The organism is Pseudomonas flexibilis (genome assembly GCF_000802425.1).
Classification (GTDB): domain Bacteria; phylum Pseudomonadota; class Gammaproteobacteria; order Pseudomonadales; family Pseudomonadaceae; genus Serpens; species Serpens flexibilis.
Map to the genome: position 1 here is coordinate 62,681 of NZ_JRUD01000024.1, position 20,339 is coordinate 83,019.

The following is a 20,339-nucleotide window of genomic DNA, read 5'->3' on the forward strand; positions in this document are numbered from 1 at the left end:
CTGGTCGCTGCAGCGCTCAGTCCTGGAAGCGCTCGATATCGTTGACGATGGTGTCGATCACGCTCTTGAGCGTGGCCAGGGTCACCTGCTCCTCGCGGTTCTCGAGCTCCTGCCCATAGCCCTTGCGCACCACGCGCATCACCGGCTGGCCGGTGGAGGCATCCAGCATTTCCGCCTCGACGAACAGCTCCGTCGTCCGGTCGCGGCTCCCCGCGGCCGTGGTGGTAGCCGCCACCACCAATGCGATGGGAATCACCTCATAGGCCTTGAGCCCTTCGGCCTTGGTGTCCACGCCGGTGACGGCCGCCCGCAATACCAGGGTCTGCGGACGCGGCGCCGCGTTGGGGTCCAGCAACTGGAAGCGACGACCGAAGGCCGCGGAGATCTGCTGCCGGGCATAGACCCGCAGCTCATCCAGGGTCTGGTTGCTGATCTGCTCGGAGGCGCTCGGCTTGGGGTAGAAATCGACCGAGCGGATCTGCAGGTACTTGTAGTTGCCCACCTTCACGCCTGGGGCGATCCAGCGCATCACCGGCTGGCCGGTGGCCGACACCGCCGGCTGCAGCTGCGAATAGTCGGAAAGGAACCCGGAGTACTGCTCCGGCTGGGTGACGTCTTTGGATGCACAGCCACCGAGCAACAGGGCGGAAAACAGCAGCCCGGAGAGTGCGGTACTCGAACGTTTCATGGTGTCGCTCCTGCCTTGACGAGGGATTGATGGCGTCCAGCGAAACCACGCACCGGACGGTGGATGTGGCACCCTGCCCTGCGCGACCAGCCTCGTGCCTGCCAGCGCTCCTTCTTCCCGAATGGCCCCGACCTACCCGCCGCCCGCGCAGCTACGCAATCGGCCATGACTGGCGTCGACAATCAACGCCGCCAGGGCGATCAGATTGGTCTGATGCGCATTCACCAGTGCCTCCATGTCGGCGCCGGCCGGCGTTTTCAGCACCGTATGGCACAGCGTCTCGGCGCTCGAATCCGCCGGCTTAAGCCGCCATTTCACGTCCAGCAGGGCGTACTCCCCAAGCACCGAATCGAAGCGTTGCACGTCGACCCACAGCGCAGCCTTGGGTTGGGTAGGCGGGGAACCCGGCGGTGGATTCAGCCGGTACTGCAATGCGCTGTGGATTTCGTCGACCAGTGGGGCGCCCCACCACTCGGTTTCGAGCACGGCCAGGCCACTGCGTCCCTGGCGAATGACGATTTGCGTACGGTCCACCTGGGCCGGCACGGTCACCTGCTGAATACGGATATCCAAGCCCGGTGCCTGGCCGTCGGCCGGCGCCCCATAGGCAGGCACCAGCGTATGAAAGTTGACCGGCTCACTCGCGCAGCCCGTGAGGATCAGCACCAGAACGATGCCTAACGCCGGAGCCAGGCGACTCGTGAGGTTTGCGGGCTGCATCGACATGGGCTCACTCCCCTCAGGGTTCCGAGGATTTCGGGCGGCCCCGGATCAGCGATTCGGGATGCCGGCCCAGGTAGTCGGTCAGCTCGCGCAGGGAGCGTGACATGCGTCGCAGCTCGGTGATGGCCTGGTTGAGTTGCTGGCGCTGCGGGGAGTCATCGGCCAGCGTACGATTGGCCGACTCCAGGGTTTGTTGCAGCTCTTCCAGGGTGGTCTGCAGGCCCGGCAGGGTCTGCCGATTGAAGAAGCGCAGCCCTTGCCGCAGCTCGTTCAGGTTCCCATCCAGATTGGTGACGATGCTTTCGAGCGGGAGCTGGCTCAGCTTGTCGACCAGGCGCTGGAAGCGCTCCTGAACACGCTCCAGATCACCTGGCACCGTGGGAATGCGAATCGGCCGTTCCGACAGATCAACGGCAACCGCGGGCTCGTCCGGATAGAAGTCCAGGGAGATGTACAGCTGGCCGGTCAGCAGGTTGCCGCTGCGGGCCTGGGCGCGCAGGCCATGCTCCACGAAATTGCCGATGAGCCGCGCCGTGGCCATCTCGTCGTCGGGGGAGTGCTTGAGCGCCTTGAGCATCTTGGCATGGGCCGGCCCGAGGCGATCCGGATAGACCACCGCGTCGACCATGACCGGGAACGACTGCTTCTGCTCATCGAAGTCCAGCTTCACCGCCACGACCTTGCCGAACTCGACGCCCATGAACTCGACCGGCGCGTCGACCGCCAGCCCGCGCAACGCTTGATCGAAACGCAGGCGAATGAATTTCGCCTGGCCAGTGGGCGGTGCCAGTGCGCTCTGCTCATCGGCAAACAGCTCGAAACGTTGCCCCTGGGCAGCGGGCGGCCCGTCGGCGGCGTACTCCGGGGAACGGAAGGCCAATCCGCCGGCCAGCATCGCGGCCAGCGACGCGGTATCGACCCGGATGCCCTTGGCGTCCAGGGTCACATCGATGCCGCTGGCATTCCAGAAACGGGAGTTTTGCGTGACATACGCGTCGTGGGGGGCGCGAATGAAGATCTCGATGGTGACGCTTCCGCCATCGGCGTCCAGGGCATAGGAAATCACCTGGCCCACCGGGATCCGGCGATAGTAAATGGGGGAGCCAATGTCCAGCGACCCGAGGTCCGGCGCCGAGAGGAGGAAGCGCTTGCCTTCCTCCCCGTAGGTAATGGGCGGCGGGGATTCCAGCCCGGTGAAATGTTCGGCGCGCCGCGCGGACTGGCCGGCGTCGGCGCCGATGAAGCTGCCCGATAACAGTGTATCCAGCCCGGTGACGCCGCCGGCTCCGATGCGCGGACGCACCACCCAGAACTGGGAATCCTCGCTGGCGAAGGACTCCGCTTCCTTGGACAGGCGCACCGTGGCCTTCACGCTTTTCTTGTCCTCGGCCAGCTTGATCGAGGTCACCTGGCCGATGACCAGGTTGCGGTACCTGACCTCCGTCTTGTTGGCCACCAGGCCTTCCCCGGTCCTGAAGGTGATCGTGAGCGTCGGACCTTCCTGCATCCAGTTGCGCACCACCAGCGAGGCGCCCACCAGCAGGGCCACGATCGGCACGATCCACACCAGCGACACGTTCCAGCGCCGGGTCTTGATGGGAGCCGGTTGCGGCGGCGTCTCCTGCATCAGCCGTCCCTCCGGGGTGTCGCGCCGTCCCAGATCAGACGGGGATCGAAACTCATGGCCGAGAGCATGGTGAACACCACCACCAGGCCGAAGAACAGGATGCCCGGGCGGGGTTCGATGGTACCCAGCTCCTGCATCTGAACCAGGGCGGCGACCAACGCCACAACCAGCACGTCCAGCATCGACCAGTAGCCGATCACTTCAATGAAGCGATAGAGCTGTGCGCGCTGGCGCAGTGCCCAGTCGGTGTGCCGCTGCGTGGTGATCAGCAGCAGGGACAGGCCCAGGAACTTGATGCAGGGGACGCCGACGCTGGCGATGAAGATGATCAGTGCGATATCCCAGGCACCGCCCTTCCAGAACTCCACGACGCCGCCAATGATGGTGCTGCCGCCACTGCTGCCGAACATGCTGGTGTGCATGACCGGCACCACATTGGCGGGTATGTAGAGCACCAGCGCCGCGAGCAGGTAGGCCCAGCTGCGGGCAATCGCATCGCTCTTGCGCCAGTGCAGCGGTGCGCCACAGCGGACGCAGCGCTGCGGATTCCCCTGCATGTCGCAGGCCAGGCCGCAGCCGTGACACAGGCACAGGTTCAGGGTGATGGCCAGCGGTGGCTCGTTCATAACCTGTCCCAGAGGTCGCGCACATCGCGCCCGGCGATGTAGATCAGCACCACGCTCAGGGCGGCCAGCGCGATCAGCCCCGCGCCGGGTATCACATCAAGCATGCCGGCCAGCTTGATCACCGCCACCAGCGCGCCGAGCAGGCACACTTCGAGCATGTTCCACGGCCGCAGGCTCTCCAGCCCGCGCATGCACAGCGCGAACGCCGGCGAGCGCCGCCGAAGCATGGCGAACGCCAACACCCAGATCAGCAACAGCACCTGCAGGACGGGCGCGATGATGATGGTCAGTGCGGCTACCAGCGCGATGAAGGTGATGGAGCCCTGACTGAGGATCTGTACCGAGTCCCACAGCGTCGCGGAGTTGCTCACGCCCTGCAGCCTGATGCTCATCACGGGATAGAAGTGGGCGTAGACCATCAGGATCGCGGCCGTCACGCTCAGGGCCAGGCGCTGCTGTACGGTAAGGCCGACATGCCGCTGCAGAACGCCCCCGCAACGCACGCAAACCGAGCGCTGGTGGCGCGCCAGAGACGTCTTGCGATAGACCGCATCGCAGTACTCGCAAACGATCAGCTCGCTGGTTTTCGTCATGGCGCATGCAACCTGGCCAAGCCCATCCACCCAATGCGACCTCCGTCGAAGCCATGGACGGGCAGCCGCGCCTCTGCGGGTCGCTCGCTTCCAGTCCTGACCGGAGTAGCGAAGCAGGCTCAGCTGTAGAGCGGACGATGCGCGAATTAGTTCAGGCATATGCCGGGGTGACGAGGCGAGCTGGCGAGGCGGCCGATACGAAAAAAAAGAAGCCGCAGATGCGGCTTCTTTTTTTAAGCAGTGCAGCAACAACAGACCGACCAGACCAAGTGGTCGGACAGGTACGAATTACTCCACGGTCACCGACTTGGCCAGGTTGCGCGGCTGGTCGACGTCGGTGCCGCGCAGCACGGCAACGTAGTAGGACAGCAACTGCAGCGGCAGGGTGTAGTAGATCGGCGCCAACACCTCGTGCACATGCGGCATGGGAATGACCTGCACGCCATCCTCCTTGTCCATGCCGGCCTGTTCGTCGGCGAAGACGATCAGTTGGCCGCCACGGGCGCGCACTTCCTGCAGGTTGGACTTGAGCTTTTCCAGCAGCTCGTCGTTGGGCGCCACGGTGACCACCGGCATGTCGCTGTCCACCAGGGCCAGCGGGCCGTGCTTGAGCTCGCCGGCCGGGTAGGCTTCGGCGTGGATGTAGGAGATTTCCTTGAGCTTGAGCGCCCCTTCCATGGCCACCGGATACTGGACGCCACGGCCGAGGAACAGGGTGTGGTGCTTCTCTGCAAACAGTTCCGCGACCTTTTCCACAGCCTTTTCCATGCCCAGCACTTCGCCGAGGCGGCTGGGCAGGCGACGCAGCTCGCCGACCAGCTCGGCCTCCAGGCCTGCAGCCAGGCGCTGCTGGCTGCGGCCCAGGGCCAGGGTGAGCAGCAGCAGGCCGACCAGCTGGGTGGTGAAGGCCTTGGTGGACGCCACGCCGATTTCCGGGCCGGCGTTGGTCAGCAGGCACAGGTCGGATTCGCGGACCAGCGAGCTGGTGGCCACGTTGCAGATGGTCAGGCTGGCCAGGTAGCCGGCGCCCTTGGCATTGCGCAGCGCGGCCAGGGTGTCGGCGGTTTCGCCGGACTGGGAGATGGTCACGAACAGCGTGTCGGGCTGCACCGCGACCTTGCGGTAGCGGAACTCGCTGGCCACTTCCACCTGGCAGGGAATGCCGGTCAGGCCTTCCAGCCAGTAGCGCGCCACCATGCCGGCGTGGAAGCTGGTGCCGCAGGCGATGATCTGCACGTTGCGCACCTTGGCGAACAGCTCGGCGGCCTGCGGGCCGAAGGCCTGCACCAGCACCTGATCGTCGGCCAGACGGCCTTCCAGGGTGCGCTGCACCACCTTGGGCTGCTCGTGGATCTCCTTGAGCATGAAGTGGCGGTATTCGCCCTTGTCCGCGGCCTCGGCACCTTCCTGCAGTTGCAGGGTTTCGCGCTGTACCTCGCGGCCTTCGATGTCCCAGATGCGCACGCTGTCGCGGCGGATCTCGGCGATGTCGCCCTCTTCCAGGTAGAGGAAGCGGTCGGTCACCTGGCGCAGGGCCAACTGGTCGGAGGCCAGGAAGTTCTCGCCCAGGCCCAGGCCCACCACCAGCGGGCTGCCGCTGCGTGCGGCGAGGAGACGGTCCGGCTGGCTGGCGGCGACCACCGCCAGGCCATAGGCGCCATGCAGTTCCTGCACGGCGGCCTTGAGGGCTGCGGCCAGGTCGCCCATCTCGTGCAGCTTGTAGTGCAGCAGGTGGACGATGACCTCTGTGTCGGTGTCCGAGGTGAACAGGTAGCCCAGGCCTTTCAGCTGCTCGCGCAGCGCCTGGTGGTTCTCGATGATGCCGTTGTGCACCACGGCAATCTCGTTGCTGGAGAAGTGCGGGTGGGCGTTGCGCTCGCAGGGTGCGCCATGGGTGGCCCAGCGGGTGTGGGCGATACCGATGCGCCCGGCCAGGGGCTCCTGCTGCTGGGCCTGTTCCAGCTCGGCGACCTTGCCGGAGCGGCGCAGGCGCATCAGCTGGCCATCGCTGTCGATGACGGCGATGCCGGCGCTGTCATAGCCGCGGTATTCCAGGCGCTTGAGGCCTTCGAGCAGGATCGGCGTGATGTTGCGTTCGGCGACGGCGCCTACGATGCCACACATGGTTGTTTCTCCTTAGGGGTGCTCGGCCATGGCGGTACAGATGAGCCTCACGCCATGGGCCTCGATGCGTCTGCGCGCGTCGTCTTCGAGGCGCGTATCGGTGATCAGGGTATGGATCTGCGCCCAGGGCAGCTCCAGGTTGGGAATGCGCCGGCCGATCTTGTCGCTCTCCACCAGCACGATGACTTCACGGGCCACCTCGGCCATCACCCGCGACAGGCCGAGCAGTTCGTTGAAGGTGGTGGTGCCACGCTCCAGGTCGATGCCGTCGGCACCGATGAACAGCTGGTCGAAATCGTAGGAACGCAGCACTTGCTCGGCCACCTGACCCTGGAAGGATTCCGAGTTCGGGTCCCAGGTGCCGCCGGTCATCAGCAGCGCCGGCTCATGCTCCAGCTCGCGCAGCGCGTTGGCCACGTTCAACGAGTTGGTCATCACCACCAGACCGGGCTTGCGGCCCAGCTGCGGAATCATCGCGGCGGTGGTGCTGCCGCTGTCGATGATCACCCGCGCATGCTCGCGAATCAGCCCCACCGCAGCGCGGGCGATGGCCTGCTTCCAGGGGGAAGCGGTCTGTGCCTGCTCCTCGGCAATCAGTTCCTGGGGCATCGGCACGGCGCCGCCATAGCGACGCAGCAGCAGCCCGTTCTTTTCCAGCGCCGCCAGGTCTTTGCGGATGGTGACTTCGGAGGTGGAAAAACGCTTGGCCAAGGCGTCGACACCCACCTCACCCTGCTCGGCGAGCAGGCTGAGAATGGCGTGGCGACGCTGCAAGGTGTTGCGTTTGGGAAGCGACATGTTTCGATCCGAAACTTTCAGGGCGCGAATCAAAACATAGCAGCGGGCGCAGCGGCAAGCGAAAGCTGATCGCTAGCGCGCTTTCCGTGGGAGCGGACTGGCCTCAGGGCTTGTTCTTCACCGGACGCTTCCAGCCTTCGATGTTGCGCTGCTTGCCGCGCCCGACCGCCAGGCTGTCGGCCGGCACGTCCTGGGTGATGGTCGAACCGGCACCGGTGGTCGAGCCGGCGCCCAGGTTGAGCGGCGCCACCAGCGAGCTGTTGGAGCCGATGAACACGTCCTCGCCCATCACCGTGCGGTGCTTGTTGGCGCCGTCGTAGTTGCAGGTGATGGTGCCCGCACCGATGTTGGTGCGCGCACCGATCTCGGCATCGCCCAGGTAGCTCAGGTGACCGGCCTTGGCGCCCTCGCCGAGCACCGCGTTCTTCAGCTCGACGAAGTTGCCGACGTGGGCCTTCTTGCCCAGCACGGCGCCCGGGCGAAGGCGGGCGAACGGACCACAGTCGGCGCCCTCGCCGACTTGCGCGCCTTCCAGGTGCGAATTGGCCTTGATGACGACGCCGGCGCGCAGCACGGAATCCTTGATCACGCAGTTCGGGCCGATCTGCACGTTGTCCTCGATGATGACCTTGCCTTCGAGGATGACGTTGACGTCGATCAGCACGTCGCGACCCACACTGGCCTCGCCGCGCAGGTCGAAACGCGCCGGATCGATCAGCGTCACGCCCTGGGCCATCAGCCGGCGCGCGGCACGGCCCTGGTAGTGGCGCTCCAGCTGGGCGAGCTGGATGCGGTCGTTGGCGCCCAGTACTTCCATCTCGTCGGCGGCTTGTACGGTGGCGATGCGCAGGCCGTCGGCTACGGCCATGGCGATCACGTCGGTCAGGTAGTACTCGCCCTGGGCGTTGCTGTTGGACAGCCGCCCCAGCCAGTCGCCCAGGCAGTGGCCAGGTACGGCGAGGATGCCGGTGTTGCCTTCGCGGATGGCGCGCTGCGCCTCGCTGGCATCCTTGTGTTCGACGATCGCCTGCACTTCGCCGTGCCCGTCACGCAGGATGCGACCATAGCCGGTGGGATCGGCCAGTTCGACGGTAAGCAGGCCGAGCTGACGCGCGTTCACCTGCTCCAGCAGGCGCTGCAGCGTAGCGGGTTCGATCAGCGGCACATCGCCGTAGAGGATCAGCACACGCTCGGCGCTCAGGTGCGGCTGCGCCTGGGCCACAGCGTGGCCGGTGCCCAGTTGCTGCTCCTGCACCACGAAGGACAGGTCATCGGCCGCCAGGCGCTCGCGCACCTTCTCGGCACCATGGCCGATCACCACCTGGATGCTTTGCGGCGCAAGTTGGCGGGCGGTGTCGATGACGTGGCCGAGCATGGGCTTGCCGGCGACCGGATGGAGAACCTTGGGCAGGGCCGAACGCATGCGGGTACCCTGGCCGGCAGCGAGAATGACGATATCGAGCGACATGGAAAGATCCTGAACGGGGCGCCGGCGAACGCCGTGCGCGCTGGGCTTCATGCAGGGCCGTACGGCCCTTCCAAAATGAAAAAAGGGTAGCCGAAGCTACCCTTTCTCGTCTTGCGGAAAATACGGCGTGGCGATCAGCCGCGGCCGTACTTCTTGCGCATCGCCTCGATGGTCCGCAGCTGGGCAGCGGCCTCGGCCAGGCGAGCGGCGGCCGAACCGTAATCGAACTCGGCGCCCTTCTCGTTGAGGGCCTTCTCGGCGGCCTTGATGGCCTCCTGGGCGGCAGCCTCGTCGAGGTCCTTGGCGCGAGTGGCGGTATCGGCAAGCACCTTCACCATGTTCGGCTGCACTTCGATGAAGCCGCCGGAGATGTAGAAGATTTCTTCCTCACCGCCCTGCTTGATCACGCGCACCGGGCCCGGCTTGAGGTCGCTGAGCAGGGGCGCGTGGTTGGGCAGGATACCCAGGTCGCCGAGGTGACCATGGGCAACGACCATTTCCACCAGCCCGGAGAACAGCTGCTCTTCTGCACTGACGATGTCGCAATGGACTGTCATAGCCATACAAATGCCTCGGTAGTCAGGTCAGGCGGGGTTGCCCCCGCCCTGGTACGGCGCCCGTTGCCGGGCGCGACCCATTACAGTTTCTTGGCTTTCTCGATGGCTTCGTCGATGGTGCCAACCATGTAGAACGCCTGCTCCGGCAGGTGATCGTAGTCACCAGCGAGGATGCCAGCGAAACCACGGATGGTTTCCTTCAGCGGAACGTACTTGCCGGGGGCACCGGTGAACACTTCGGCCACGTGGAACGGCTGGGACAGGAAGCGCTGGATCTTACGCGCGCGGGCCACCAGCTGCTTGTCGGTCTCGGACAGTTCGTCCATACCCAGGATGGCGATGATGTCCTTCAGTTCCTTGTAGCGCTGCAGCACGTACTGCACGCCACGCGCGGTCTCGTAGTGCTCCTGGCCAACCACCAGCGGGTCCAGCGAACGGCTGGTGGAGTCCAGCGGGTCCACGGCCGGGTAGATACCCAGGGAGGCGATGTCACGGGACAGTACGACGGTGGCGTCGAGGTGGGCGAAGGTGGTCGCCGGGCTCGGGTCGGTCAGGTCGTCCGCGGGAACGTAAACGGCCTGCACGGAGGTGATCGAACCGATCTTGGTGGAGGTGATGCGCTCTTGCAGAACGCCCATTTCCTCGGCCAGGGTCGGCTGGTAACCCACTGCGGACGGCATACGACCCAGCAGCGCGGACACTTCGGTACCGGCCAGGGTGTAACGGTAGATGTTGTCGACGAACAGCAGAACGTCACGGCCTTCGTCACGGAACTTCTCGGCCATGGTCAGGCCGGTCAGGGCGACGCGCAGACGGTTTCCCGGCGGCTCGTTCATCTGGCCGTACACCATCGCCACCTTGTCGAGGACGTTGGAGTCCTTCATTTCGTGGTAGAAGTCGTTCCCTTCACGGGTACGCTCGCCCACGCCGGCGAACACGGACAGACCGCTGTGCGCCTTGGCGATGTTGTTGATCAGCTCCATCATGTTCACGGTCTTGCCGACGCCGGCGCCACCGAACAGACCGACCTTACCGCCCTTGGCGAACGGGCAGACCAGGTCGATAACCTTGATGCCGGTTTCCAGCAGCTCGTTGCCGCCCGCCTGATCGGCGTAGCTCGGCGCGGCGCGGTGGATGCCCCAATGCTCGTCGGTGGCGATCGGACCGGCTTCGTCGATCGGCTCGCCCAGCACGTTCATGATGCGGCCCAGGGTACCTGCGCCGACCGGAACGGCGATGGCGGCGCCGGTGTTGGTCACGTCCAGGCCACGCTTGAGGCCTTCGGTGGAACCCATGGCGATGGAACGGACGATGCCGTCGCCCAGCTGCTGCTGGACTTCCAGGGTGGTTGCCGCGCCTTGAACTTTCAGCGCGTCATAGACGTTCGGCACCTGATCGCGCGGAAATTCCACGTCGATGACGGCGCCGATGATTTGAACGATACGTCCACTACTCATGTTTGGTTCCTCTGAATATTTGAACCGTTCTTAAACCGCGGCAGCGCCGCCGACGATTTCCGAAATCTCTTGAGTGATCGCAGCCTGACGGGCCTTGTTGTAGACCAGTTGCAGTTCGCTGATGAGCTCACCGGCGTTGTCGGTGGCGCTCTTCATGGCGATCATCCGCGCAGCCTGCTCGGCAGCACCGTTCTCGACCACACCCTGATAGACCTGGGACTCGATGAAACGAACCAGCAGGGCATCCAGCAACTGCTGGGCATCCGGCTCGTAGAGGTAGTCCCACAGACCCTTGCGCGGGGTCTCGCCGGCGTCCAGCGATGCCAGGGGCAGCAGCTGGTCGATGTTCGGCTTCTGGGTCATGGTGTTGATGAACTTGTTCGACACCAGGTACAGACGGTCGATACGGCCGGCGTGGAAGGCGTCCAGCATGACCTTGACGTTGCCGATCAGGTCATTGATCGACGGGGCTTCGCCCAGGTTGCCGATCGCCGCGACCACGTTGCCGCCGAAGCTGCGGAAGAAGCTTGCGCCCTTGTTGCCGATCACGCACAGATCGGCCTCGACCTTCTGGTCGTGCCATTCCTTCATGTGCTTGATCAGGGCCTTGAACAGGTTGATGTTCAGGCCGCCGCACAGACCACGGTCGGTGGAGACGACGATGTAGCCGACTCGCTTGACCGGGCGCTCCACCATGAACGGATGACGGTATTCCGGATTGGCGTCGGCCAGGTGACCGATCACTTCACGGATCCGCTCCGCATAGGGGCGGCTGGCAGCCATGCGCATTTGTGCCTTGCGCATCTTGCTGACCGCCACCTTTTCCATGGCGCTGGTGATCTTCTGCGTGCTTTTGATGCTCGCAATCTTGCTGCGAATCTCTTTTGCGCCTGCCATTTCACACCTTTCGGGTTAGCAGGCGGGAGCCTTGCGGCTCCCGCTGCGGCTTACCAGGACTGGGTGGCTTTGAACGCTTCGATACCCGCCTTGATGCCGGCATCGATGTCGTCGTTAAAGTCGCCCTTCTCGTTGATCTTCGCCAGGAGGTCGGCCTTCTCGCGCTGGAAGTACGCGATCAGGGCCTGCTCGAAGGCGCCCACTTTGGACACTTCAACGTCGACCAGGTAGCCACGCTCGGCGGCGTACAGCGAAACGGCCATCTCGGCGATGGACATCGGCGCGTACTGCTTCTGCTTCATCAGCTCGGTGACACGCTGACCATGCTCCAGCTGCTTGCGGGTCGCTTCGTCCAGGTCGGAAGCGAACTGCGCGAACGCAGCCAGTTCACGGTACTGGGCCAGCGCGGTACGGATACCACCAGACAGCTTCTTGATGATCTTGGTCTGAGCGGCGCCACCCACGCGGGATACCGAGATACCGGCGTTGACGGCCGGACGGATGCCTGCGTTGAACATGGCCGATTCCAGGAAGATCTGACCGTCGGTGATGGAAATCACGTTGGTCGGAACGAACGCGGAAACGTCGCCAGCCTGGGTTTCGATGATCGGCAGTGCGGTCAGCGAGCCGGTCTTGCCCTTCACTTCGCCCTTGGTGAACTGCTCCACGTACTCTTCGGACACGCGGGAAGCGCGCTCCAGCAGGCGGCTGTGGAGATAGAACACGTCGCCCGGGTAGGCTTCACGTCCCGGCGGACGACGCAGCAGCAGGGAAATCTGGCGGTAGGCAACGGCCTGCTTGGACAGGTCGTCGTACACGATCAGGGCGTCTTCACCGCGATCGCGGAAGTATTCGCCCATGGTGCAACCGGAGTACGGCGCCAGGTATTGCAGGGCGGCGGACTCGGAGGCGGAAGCGGCAACGATGATGGTGTTGGCCAGGGCGCCGTGCTCTTCCAGCTTGCGAACCACGTTGGCGATAGTGGACTGCTTCTGGCCGATGGCCACGTAGACGCACTTGATGCCGCTGTTGCGCTGGTTGATGATCGCGTCGATCGCCATGGCGGTCTTGCCGATCTGACGGTCACCGATGATCAGCTCGCGCTGGCCACGGCCGACCGGGATCATGGCGTCAACGGACTTGTAACCGGTCTGCACCGGCTGGTCCACGGACTTACGCCAGATCACGCCCGGAGCGACCTTCTCGACTGCGTCGGTCAGCTTGGCGTTGATCGGGCCCTTGCCATCGATCGGGTTGCCCAGGGCATCGACCACGCGACCCAGCAGTTCCGGACCGACCGGGACTTCCAGGATGCGGCCGGTGCACTTGGCGCTCATGCCTTCCTTCAGGCTCAGGTAGCTGCCCAACACCACGGCGCCCACGGAGTCCTGCTCCAGGTTCAACGCCATGCCGTAGACACCACCGGGGAATTCGATCATTTCGCCGTACATGACGTCGGCGAGACCGAAGATGCGCACGATACCGTCGGAAACGCTGACGACGGTGCCCTCGTTGCGGGCTTGAGCGGCGACATCGGTTTTCTCGATGCGCTGCTTGATGATTTCACTAATCTCGGAAGGATTCAGTTGCTGCATGCCATGACCCTCAAATCAGGATTTCAACGATTCGGCCAACTGGCTCAGTTTGCCGCGGACCGAACCGTCGACAACCACGTCGCCGGCGCGAATCACGACGCCGCCGATCAGCGCAGGATTCACCGCCTGCTGGAGGTTGACGGTGCGATCTAGTCGCTTGGACAGGGCGGCAGCCAAGGATTGGAGTTGCTCGTTGCTAAGCTCGTACGCGGTTTCCACCTGCGCATCGAGCGTTTTTTCGGACTCGGCCTTGAGCTCCTCGAACAGCTCGCGCACGGTCGGCAGCACCGCCAGGCGATCGTTCTCGCCCAGGGTCAGCACGAAATTGCGGAACGCTTCGTCGATATCGCTACCGAACAGACGAACCAGAGCCTCGACCTTGCTTTCGCGGGTCAGGCGCGGGTCGTTCAGCAACGCGGCGACTTCGGGAACTTCGACGGCGACGGCTGCCAGGTTCAGCATGGCCGACCAGGCATCCGCACGACCGGCCGCGCTGGCGACCTCGAAAGCGGCTTTGGCGTAAGGCCGAGCAAGCGTCTGGGTATTGATCATCGCTCGCCTCGCTTAGAGTTGGGAGGCCAGTTTTTCGACCAGATCGTTGTGTACCTTGGCGTCCACCTGGGACTCCAGAATCTTCTCCGCACCGGCCACGGCCAGAGCCGCCACCTGGTTGCGCAGTTGATCCTTGGCGCGGTTCACTTCCTGTTCGATTTCGGCGCGGGCACCGGCGATCAGGCGTTCGCCTTCGGCGCGAGCCTGTTCTTTGGCTTCCTCGATGATCGAGTTGGCGTGCTTGTTCGCCTGCTCGAGGATCTGGGCAGCCTGTTCCTTGGTCTCGCGGAGGGTGTTGGACACCTTCTCCTGAGCCAGTTTCAGGTCTTGCTGCGCACGGCCGGCGGCATCCAGACCTTCGGCGATTTTCTTCTGGCGGGCACTCATGGCGGCCGTTACCGGCGGCCAGACGAACTTCATGCAGAACCAGACGAAAATAGCGAAGGCGAGCGTTTGACCGAGCAGCGTCAGATTAATGTTCACTGATCTACCTCATGCTATTTCGTTGTTTCACAGTGATTGCAGCCGGGTGGCGGGCCTCAGGCGCCGCCGCCCGGAAGTAATCATTGATTAGCCAGCGACGCTGGGAGCAACAACGAAGATGAGGTACATGGCGATACCAACACCGATCATCGGAACGGCGTCGAGCAGACCGGCCATCAGGAAGGTCTTGGTTTGCAGCTGGGGAGCCAGCTCGGGTTGACGAGCGGTGGATTCCAGCAGCTTGCCACCCAGGATGGAGAAGCCGATGCCGGTGCCCAGAGCACCCAGACCGATCATGATAGAGGCGGCGATGATGACGAGTTCCATGTAAAGCTCCTGAAGCTAAGGGGTTAGGGTTTGCAAAGGATCGAGCGTTGCTCAGTGGTGTTCTTCATGGGCAGCGCTGAGGTACACCACGGTCAGCACCATGAAGATGAACGCCTGCAGCGGGATCACCAGAATATGGAAGATCGCCCACGGCACGTTCAGTGCCCACTGCACGTAGAACGGCAGCAGTGCGATGAGGATGAACACCACCTCACCGGCATACATGTTGCCGAACAAACGCAGAGCCAGACTCAGCGGCTTGGTCAGCAGACCGAGGATTTCGAGGAACAGGTTGAAGGGGATCAGCGACCAGTGCTTGAACGGGGTGAAGCCCAGTTCCTTGGCGAAGCCGCCGACGCCCTTGACCTTGACGCTATAGAACAGGATCAGGATGAACACGCCCAGCGACAGGCCGAAGGTGCCGTTCGGGTCGGCGGTCGGCACGATCTTGAAGGCCGGCAGGCCCAGCAGGGTGGCGATGCCCGGGATGTAGTCGACCGGGATCCACTTCAGGCTGTTCATCAGCAGCACCCAGACGAAGATGGTCAGGGCCAGCGGCGCGATGACGGGATTGCGACCATGGAAGGTGTCCTTGACGATGCCTTCGATGAACTCGACGCTGATTTCCACCAGGTTCTGCAGCTTGCCAGGCACGCCTTCGGTGGCGCTCTTGGCAACCATGCGGAACAGGAAGATGAAGATGAAGCCCATCAGCAGCGACCAGCCCAGGGTATCCAGGTGGACGGCCATGAAGCCCATGGCCTGGGCTTCGGCGCCGGTCTGGGCGACGGTCCAGGTGGCCTGATCGAGGACGCTGCCATCTGCGCGAACATAGCCTTCCGGCAACTTGCCATAGGTCAGGTTCTGCAGGTGGTGCTGGATATACTCAGCCGGGGTGCTTGCCATAGTCGCCTCAAAATGCTCAATGCTTCGGATTGTTTTTCAGCAGCAGCAATGCGCTTGCCCCCGTGCCCAGCACCAGCAGGTAGCCGGTGAACAGAGCGAGCGGCTGCAAGGGCTTTACCGCCACGAACACCAGCGCGAACAGCGCTGCTGTCAGAATCAGCTTGCCCATTTCGCCCGCCCAGAAGGACTGGACGATGGCCCGGGCCGATCGCGCGCCAAAATAACGAAAGGCCTTGAACGCGAAATACACATTGGCCAACAGGGCAATCAGTCCGCCCAGAAGCATGGAGTACCCCGTGAGCCGGCCGAACAGGACCGTGCCACACAGGGCTGCGACCAGCATCACCAGGCTCTGCGCCCGCAACACCCGGAAAACCGGCAGGCGATACAGCGGTGTCTTGTTGCGGTAGTTCACCGATCGTCCCATTGGCTCGGCGGACCCGCCGCCGAAAAATGCGGGGCGAGTATAGGGTGGTCCCCTCTGGCACTCAACCGCCTTATGGTGGATTTCCGACTATCGCCGAATGTGAAGTGTTTCAGCGGATATGCGCCAGGACGCCCTGCAACTCGTCCAGAGAACTGTAGCGGATGATCAGTTGGCCCTTGCCTTTCTGTCCATGACGGATCTGCACGGGCGAGCCCAGGCGCTCCGCCAGCCGCTGCTCCAGTCGCTCGATATCGGGGTCCGCGCGCTCCTCGCGCGCCGGACGCTCCTTCTCGTTCAGCCACTGACGCACCAGGGCTTCGGTCTGCCGCACGGTCAGCCCGCGTGCGACAACATGCCGCGCACCTTCCACCTGACGTTCCGCCGGCAGGCCCAGCAAGGCGCGCGCATGCCCCATCTCCAGGTCGCCATGAGCCAGCAAGGTCTTGATTTCCTCAGGCAGGGCGATCAGGCGCAGCAGGTTGCTGATGGTCACCCGCGACTTGCCGACCGCATCGGCCACCTGTTGCTGGGTCAGCTGAAATTCCTGCTGCAGCCGCTGCAAGGCCACCGCTTCCTCGATGGGGTTGAGATCCTCGCGCTGGATATTCTCGATCAGCGCCATGGCGATGGCCGCCTCATCGGGCACTTCACGCACCATGGCCGGGATCTTTTCCAGTCCGGCCTGTTGGCTGGCACGCCAGCGGCGCTCACCGGCGATGATCTCGTAGCGGTTGTCACCGATCGGGCGCACCACGATCGGCTGCATGACGCCCTGGGCCTGGATCGAATGAGCCAGCTCTTCCAGGGCCTCGGGGTCCATGTCGCGACGCGGCTGGTACTTGCCGCGCTGGATCAGGTCGAGCGGCAGGTGTTGCAGCTCGCGCTGGTCGGCCGTAGCGGCCTCTTCCTGCATGGCGGTCACGCTGGCTCCGCCGAGCAGGGCATCGAGTCCACGTCCGAGACCTTTTTTCTTGATCGCCATGCGGGTTCCTTGAGTCAGGCGGGGACTGCGGCCTGGCGGCGCGCCAGTTCGCCGGCCAGCGCCAGATAGGCCAGCGCCCCGCGGGATTGCTTGTCGTAGGCCAACGCGGGCATGCCGTAGCTGGGCGCTTCGGCCAGCCGCACGTTGCGCGGAATGATGGTGTCGTAGAGACGGTCGCCGAAATGCGCCTTGAGCTGCTCGGACACTTCGTTGGCCAGGCTGATGCGGGGGTCGTACATGGTGCGCAGCAGGCCTTCGATCTTCAGCCCGGGATTGAGCGCCTGGGCGATGCGCTGGATGGAGTTGACCAGATCGGTCAGACCTTCCAGGGCGTAGTACTCGCACTGCATGGGAATGATCACCCCGTCGGCCGCGGCCAGGGCGTTGACGGTCAGCATGGACAGGGTCGGCGGGCAATCGATCAGAATGTAGTCGAAACGGTCGCGCACCGGCGCCAGGGCCTCGCGCAGGCGCAGCTCGCGGTTCGGCACCTTGAGCAGCTCCACCTCGGCGGCGGTGAGGTCACGGTTGGCCGGCAGCAGTGGATAGCCGCCGTGTTCGCAGTGCTGCAGCGCCTCGTCGACGCTGCAGTTGCCCAGCAGCACATCGTAGATGGTCAGCTCGACGGCGGACTTGTCCACACCGCTGCCACTGGTGGCGTTGCCCTGTGGATCAAGGTCGATGAGCAGCACCTTGCGCTTGGTGGCCACCAGCGAAGCTGCCAGGTTGATGCAGGTGGTGGTCTTGGCGACCCCACCCTTCTGGTTGGCGATGGCAAATACCTTGCCCATGGCTGTCACATTCCCCTGTCTAGACCGTGCGGCGCAGTATCAGCAGATGCCGCTGGCCTTGGCAACCAGGGACCTTCAGCACCTGGCAACTTTCCAGGCGGAAGTCTTCCGGCAGGGCCTGCAGCTCGTCATCCGGCTGCACGCCCTTCATGGCCAGCCAGCGGGTTTCGCCATCGCCCAGATGGCGGGTCCAGTCGGCGAAGTCCTGCAGCGAACTGAACGCGCGCGAGCAGATGCCAGCAAAGGGCTGCGCCGGGGTGTAGGCCTCGACGCGACTGTGGACAACATCCAGGTTCGACAGTTGCAACTCCAGCTTCACCTGGGTCAGGAAGCGGGTCTTCTTGCCGTTGGAATCCAGCAGGGTGAACTTCCGCTCCGGGAACAGGATGGCCAGCGGCACACCGGGCATGCCGCCGCCGGAGCCCACATCCAGCCAGCGCTCGCCCAGCGGCGCCACACTGGGCACGATGCTCAGGCTGTCGAGCAGATGACGGGACACCATCTCGTCGGGGTCGCGCACAGCAGTGAGGTTGTAGGCCTTGTTCCACTTGATCAGCAGGGCCAGGTAGGCGAGCAGCTGTTCTTCCTGGCGGGCCTGCAGGCTCACGCCAAGCTGACGCGCGCCCTGGCGCAATTCTTCGGCATGCCGTTCGGTCACCAGGCTCATCAGGCGCTTTGCTCCAGGCCGCGGGCAGCGCCGCGTTTCTTCAGGTGGATGAGCAGCAGGGAAATCGCCGCCGGAGTGACGCCGGGGATGCGCCCGGCCTGCCCCAGGGTTTCCGGGCGGGCCTGACCGAGCTTCTGCTGGATCTCCCGCGACAGACCGGATATCGCCGTGTAGTCGATATCCTCCGGCAGGCGGACGTCCTCGCTGGCCCGCAGGCGAGCAATCTCGTCCTGCTGACGCTCGATATAACCGGCGTACTTGGTGCGGATCTCCACCTGTTCGGCAACCTGCGGGTCCACTTCCGTGTCGCCGCTGACGGCCAGCAGGCCGGCGTAGTCCACCTCCGGGCGGGCCAGCAGGTTGAGCAGGTTGTATTCGTGGGTCAGCGGAGTGCCGAAGCGCTGCACAATCGCCTCACCCTCCGGCGTGCCTGGACGGACCCAGGTGCTCTTCAGGCGCTGTTCCTCGCGGGCAATGCCCTCGCGCTTGGCTTCGAAGGCTGCCCAGCGTGCGTCGTCGATCAGGCCCAGTTCGCGGCCCTTCTCGGTCAGGCGCAGGTCCGCGTTGTCCTCGCGCAGGATCAGCCGGTACTCGGCGCGCGAGGTGAACATGCGATACGGCTCCTGGGTGCCCAGGGTGATCAGGTCGTCGACCAGCACACCCAGATAGGCCTCGTCACGGCGCGGACTCCAAGCCTCGCGGCCCTGCGCACGCAGCGCGGCATTGGCGCCGGCCAGCAGGCCCTGTGCGCCGGCCTCTTCGTAGCCGGTGGTGCCGTTGATCTGACCGGCAAAGAACAGCCCGCCGATCACTTTGGTTTCCAGCGAGGACTTCAGGTCGCGGGGATCCAGGTAGTCGTACTCGATCGCATAACCCGGGCGCACGATGTGGGTGTTCTCCAGGCCGCGGATGGAACGCACGATCTCCAGCTGGACATCGAAGGGCAGCGAGGTGGATATCCCGTTCGGGTAATACTCGTTTGTGGATAACCCTTCCGGCTCCAGAAACACCTGGTGGCTGTCCTTGTCGGCGAAGCGGTGGATCTTGTCCTCGATCGACGGACAGTAGCGCGGGCCGATGCCCTCGATGATCCCCGAATACATGGGCGAGCGATCCAGGTTGCCGGCGATGATCTGGTGAGTACGCGCGTTGGTATGGGTAATCCAGCAGCTGACCTGGCGCGGGTGCTGCTCCACCTTGCCCAGGTAGGACATCACCGGCGTCGGCGTGTCTCCCGGCTGCTCGGTCATCACCGAGAAATCGATGGTGCGGCCATCCAGGCGCGGGGGCGTGCCGGTCTTCAGGCGGCCGATGCGCAGCGGCAGCTCGCGCAGGCGACGGGCCAGGGCGATCGAGGGCGGGTCGCCAGCGCGACCGCCAGAGTAGTTCTGCAACCCGATGTGGATAAGTCCGCCGAGGAAAGTTCCGGTGGTCAACACCACGTTATCGGCCAGGAAACGCAGGCCCATCTGAGTGACGACACCCTTGACCTGATCCTGTTCGACGATCAGGTCATCGGCGGATTGCTGGAATATCCACAGGTTGGGCTGGTTTTCCAGCAGGCTGCGGATGGCGGCCTTGTACAACGCGCGATCCGCCTGGGCGCGGGTGGCGCGTACGGCGGGCCCTTTGCGCGCATTGAGCACACGGAACTGGATGCCGGCCAGGTCGGTGGCTTGCGCCATGACACCGCCCAGCGCATCGATCTCCTTGACCAGGTGGCTCTTGCCGATGCCGCCGATCGCCGGGTTGCAGCTCATGTGGCCGAGGGTTTCCACGTTGTGGCTGAGCAGCAGGGTCTTCACGCCCATGCGCGCAGCGGCCAGGGCCGCCTCGGTACCGGCATGGCCACCGCCGATCACGATGACGTCGAAACGGGAAGGGAAGTCCACCACGCACCTCGCGGTTATGAACTGTGAATTCGGGGAAGCCGGCAAGTATAGGCGCAGAGAGTGCCTGAAAGAAGTCATGGCCGTCGCTTGCCCGCCACTCGGTACGCCAGGTCTTTTATAAATAGAGAGATATGAATTTCTTAAAGAGCTTTCTCTTAA

Annotated in this window: 21 protein-coding genes; all 21 read right to left on the minus strand. The window is 64.2% G+C overall.

Annotated elements, in window-relative coordinates; genetic code table 11:
- Window positions 1-16: 16 nt before the first annotated feature.
- Window positions 17-688: a DUF3313 domain-containing protein gene (locus SF06_RS14425; RefSeq protein ID WP_039562252.1), complete on the minus strand. Its 672-nt coding sequence runs from the start codon at window positions 686-688 to the stop codon at window positions 17-19.
- 132 nt (window positions 689-820) lie between these two features.
- Window positions 821-1,414: a PqiC family protein gene (locus SF06_RS14430; protein WP_437123600.1), complete on the minus strand. Its 594-nt coding sequence runs from the start codon at window positions 1,412-1,414 to the stop codon at window positions 821-823.
- A 13-nt stretch (window positions 1,415-1,427) separates the two neighbouring features.
- Window positions 1,428-3,038 (minus strand): PqiB family protein, encoded by a 1,611-nt coding sequence (locus SF06_RS14435; RefSeq protein WP_039562253.1) that lies wholly within the window; start codon window positions 3,036-3,038, stop codon window positions 1,428-1,430.
- Entirely contained in the window at window positions 3,038-3,664 is a 627-nt protein-coding gene (locus SF06_RS14440) for a paraquat-inducible protein A (protein WP_039562254.1), read from the minus strand. Before SF06_RS14440 ends, SF06_RS14435 begins: the two co-directional genes overlap by 1 nt.
- The gene (locus SF06_RS14445) at window positions 3,661-4,257 is read right to left on the minus strand and encodes a paraquat-inducible protein A (protein WP_027588909.1); all 597 of its coding nucleotides are present in this window, start codon (window positions 4,255-4,257) and stop codon (window positions 3,661-3,663) included. Before SF06_RS14445 ends, SF06_RS14440 begins: the two co-directional genes overlap by 4 nt.
- 288 nt (window positions 4,258-4,545) lie before the next feature.
- Window positions 4,546-6,381, minus strand: a complete 1,836-nt coding sequence (gene glmS / locus SF06_RS14450; protein WP_039562256.1) for a glutamine--fructose-6-phosphate transaminase (isomerizing) — start codon at window positions 6,379-6,381, stop codon at window positions 4,546-4,548.
- A gap of 12 nt (window positions 6,382-6,393) precedes the next feature.
- Window positions 6,394-7,179 carry a DeoR/GlpR family DNA-binding transcription regulator gene (locus tag SF06_RS14455; protein WP_037008356.1) on the minus strand — a complete coding sequence of 262 codons (786 nt, stop codon included), beginning with the start codon at window positions 7,177-7,179 and terminating at the stop codon, window positions 6,394-6,396.
- Between the two features lie 103 nt (window positions 7,180-7,282).
- Window positions 7,283-8,647, minus strand: a complete 1,365-nt coding sequence (gene glmU / locus SF06_RS14460) for a bifunctional UDP-N-acetylglucosamine diphosphorylase/glucosamine-1-phosphate N-acetyltransferase GlmU (protein WP_039562259.1) — start codon at window positions 8,645-8,647, stop codon at window positions 7,283-7,285.
- 134 nt (window positions 8,648-8,781) lie between these two features.
- Window positions 8,782-9,210, minus strand: coding sequence for a F0F1 ATP synthase subunit epsilon (locus SF06_RS14465; RefSeq protein ID WP_027588913.1), 429 nt, complete (start codon window positions 9,208-9,210; stop codon window positions 8,782-8,784).
- A gap of 74 nt (window positions 9,211-9,284) precedes the next feature.
- Complete coding sequence (gene atpD, locus SF06_RS14470) at window positions 9,285-10,661, minus strand: F0F1 ATP synthase subunit beta (RefSeq protein WP_027588914.1); 1,377 nt, start codon at window positions 10,659-10,661, stop codon at window positions 9,285-9,287.
- A gap of 30 nt (window positions 10,662-10,691) precedes the next feature.
- Window positions 10,692-11,558: a F0F1 ATP synthase subunit gamma gene (atpG, locus tag SF06_RS14475; protein WP_027588915.1), complete on the minus strand. Its 867-nt coding sequence runs from the start codon at window positions 11,556-11,558 to the stop codon at window positions 10,692-10,694.
- Window positions 11,559-11,608: 50 nt separating this feature from the next.
- Window positions 11,609-13,153 (minus strand): F0F1 ATP synthase subunit alpha, encoded by a 1,545-nt coding sequence (atpA, locus tag SF06_RS14480; RefSeq protein ID WP_027588916.1) that lies wholly within the window; start codon window positions 13,151-13,153, stop codon window positions 11,609-11,611.
- Window positions 13,154-13,168: 15 nt separating this feature from the next.
- Window positions 13,169-13,705 (minus strand): F0F1 ATP synthase subunit delta, encoded by a 537-nt coding sequence (locus SF06_RS14485; protein WP_027588917.1) that lies wholly within the window; start codon window positions 13,703-13,705, stop codon window positions 13,169-13,171.
- Window positions 13,706-13,717: 12 nt separating this feature from the next.
- The gene (locus SF06_RS14490; protein ID WP_027588918.1) at window positions 13,718-14,188 is read right to left on the minus strand and encodes a F0F1 ATP synthase subunit B; all 471 of its coding nucleotides are present in this window, start codon (window positions 14,186-14,188) and stop codon (window positions 13,718-13,720) included.
- Between the two features lie 87 nt (window positions 14,189-14,275).
- Window positions 14,276-14,515 (minus strand): F0F1 ATP synthase subunit C, encoded by a 240-nt coding sequence (atpE, locus tag SF06_RS14495; protein ID WP_027588919.1) that lies wholly within the window; start codon window positions 14,513-14,515, stop codon window positions 14,276-14,278.
- A gap of 51 nt (window positions 14,516-14,566) precedes the next feature.
- Window positions 14,567-15,421, minus strand: a complete 855-nt coding sequence (gene atpB, locus SF06_RS14500) for a F0F1 ATP synthase subunit A (RefSeq protein ID WP_027588920.1) — start codon at window positions 15,419-15,421, stop codon at window positions 14,567-14,569.
- 16 nt (window positions 15,422-15,437) lie between these two features.
- The gene (locus SF06_RS14505) at window positions 15,438-15,848 is read right to left on the minus strand and encodes a F0F1 ATP synthase subunit I (RefSeq protein WP_074467532.1); all 411 of its coding nucleotides are present in this window, start codon (window positions 15,846-15,848) and stop codon (window positions 15,438-15,440) included.
- Window positions 15,849-15,957: 109 nt separating this feature from the next.
- Window positions 15,958-16,830, minus strand: a complete 873-nt coding sequence (locus SF06_RS14510; protein ID WP_027588922.1) for a ParB/RepB/Spo0J family partition protein — start codon at window positions 16,828-16,830, stop codon at window positions 15,958-15,960.
- 14 nt (window positions 16,831-16,844) lie between these two features.
- Window positions 16,845-17,621, minus strand: a complete 777-nt coding sequence (locus SF06_RS14515) for a ParA family protein (protein WP_027588923.1) — start codon at window positions 17,619-17,621, stop codon at window positions 16,845-16,847.
- Between the two features lie 19 nt (window positions 17,622-17,640).
- Window positions 17,641-18,288, minus strand: a complete 648-nt coding sequence (rsmG, locus tag SF06_RS14520; RefSeq protein ID WP_039562263.1) for a 16S rRNA (guanine(527)-N(7))-methyltransferase RsmG — start codon at window positions 18,286-18,288, stop codon at window positions 17,641-17,643.
- Window positions 18,288-20,180, minus strand: a complete 1,893-nt coding sequence (gene mnmG / locus SF06_RS14525; protein WP_039562264.1) for a tRNA uridine-5-carboxymethylaminomethyl(34) synthesis enzyme MnmG — start codon at window positions 20,178-20,180, stop codon at window positions 18,288-18,290. Before mnmG ends, rsmG begins: the two co-directional genes overlap by 1 nt.
- Between the last annotated feature and the right edge of the window lie 159 nt (window positions 20,181-20,339).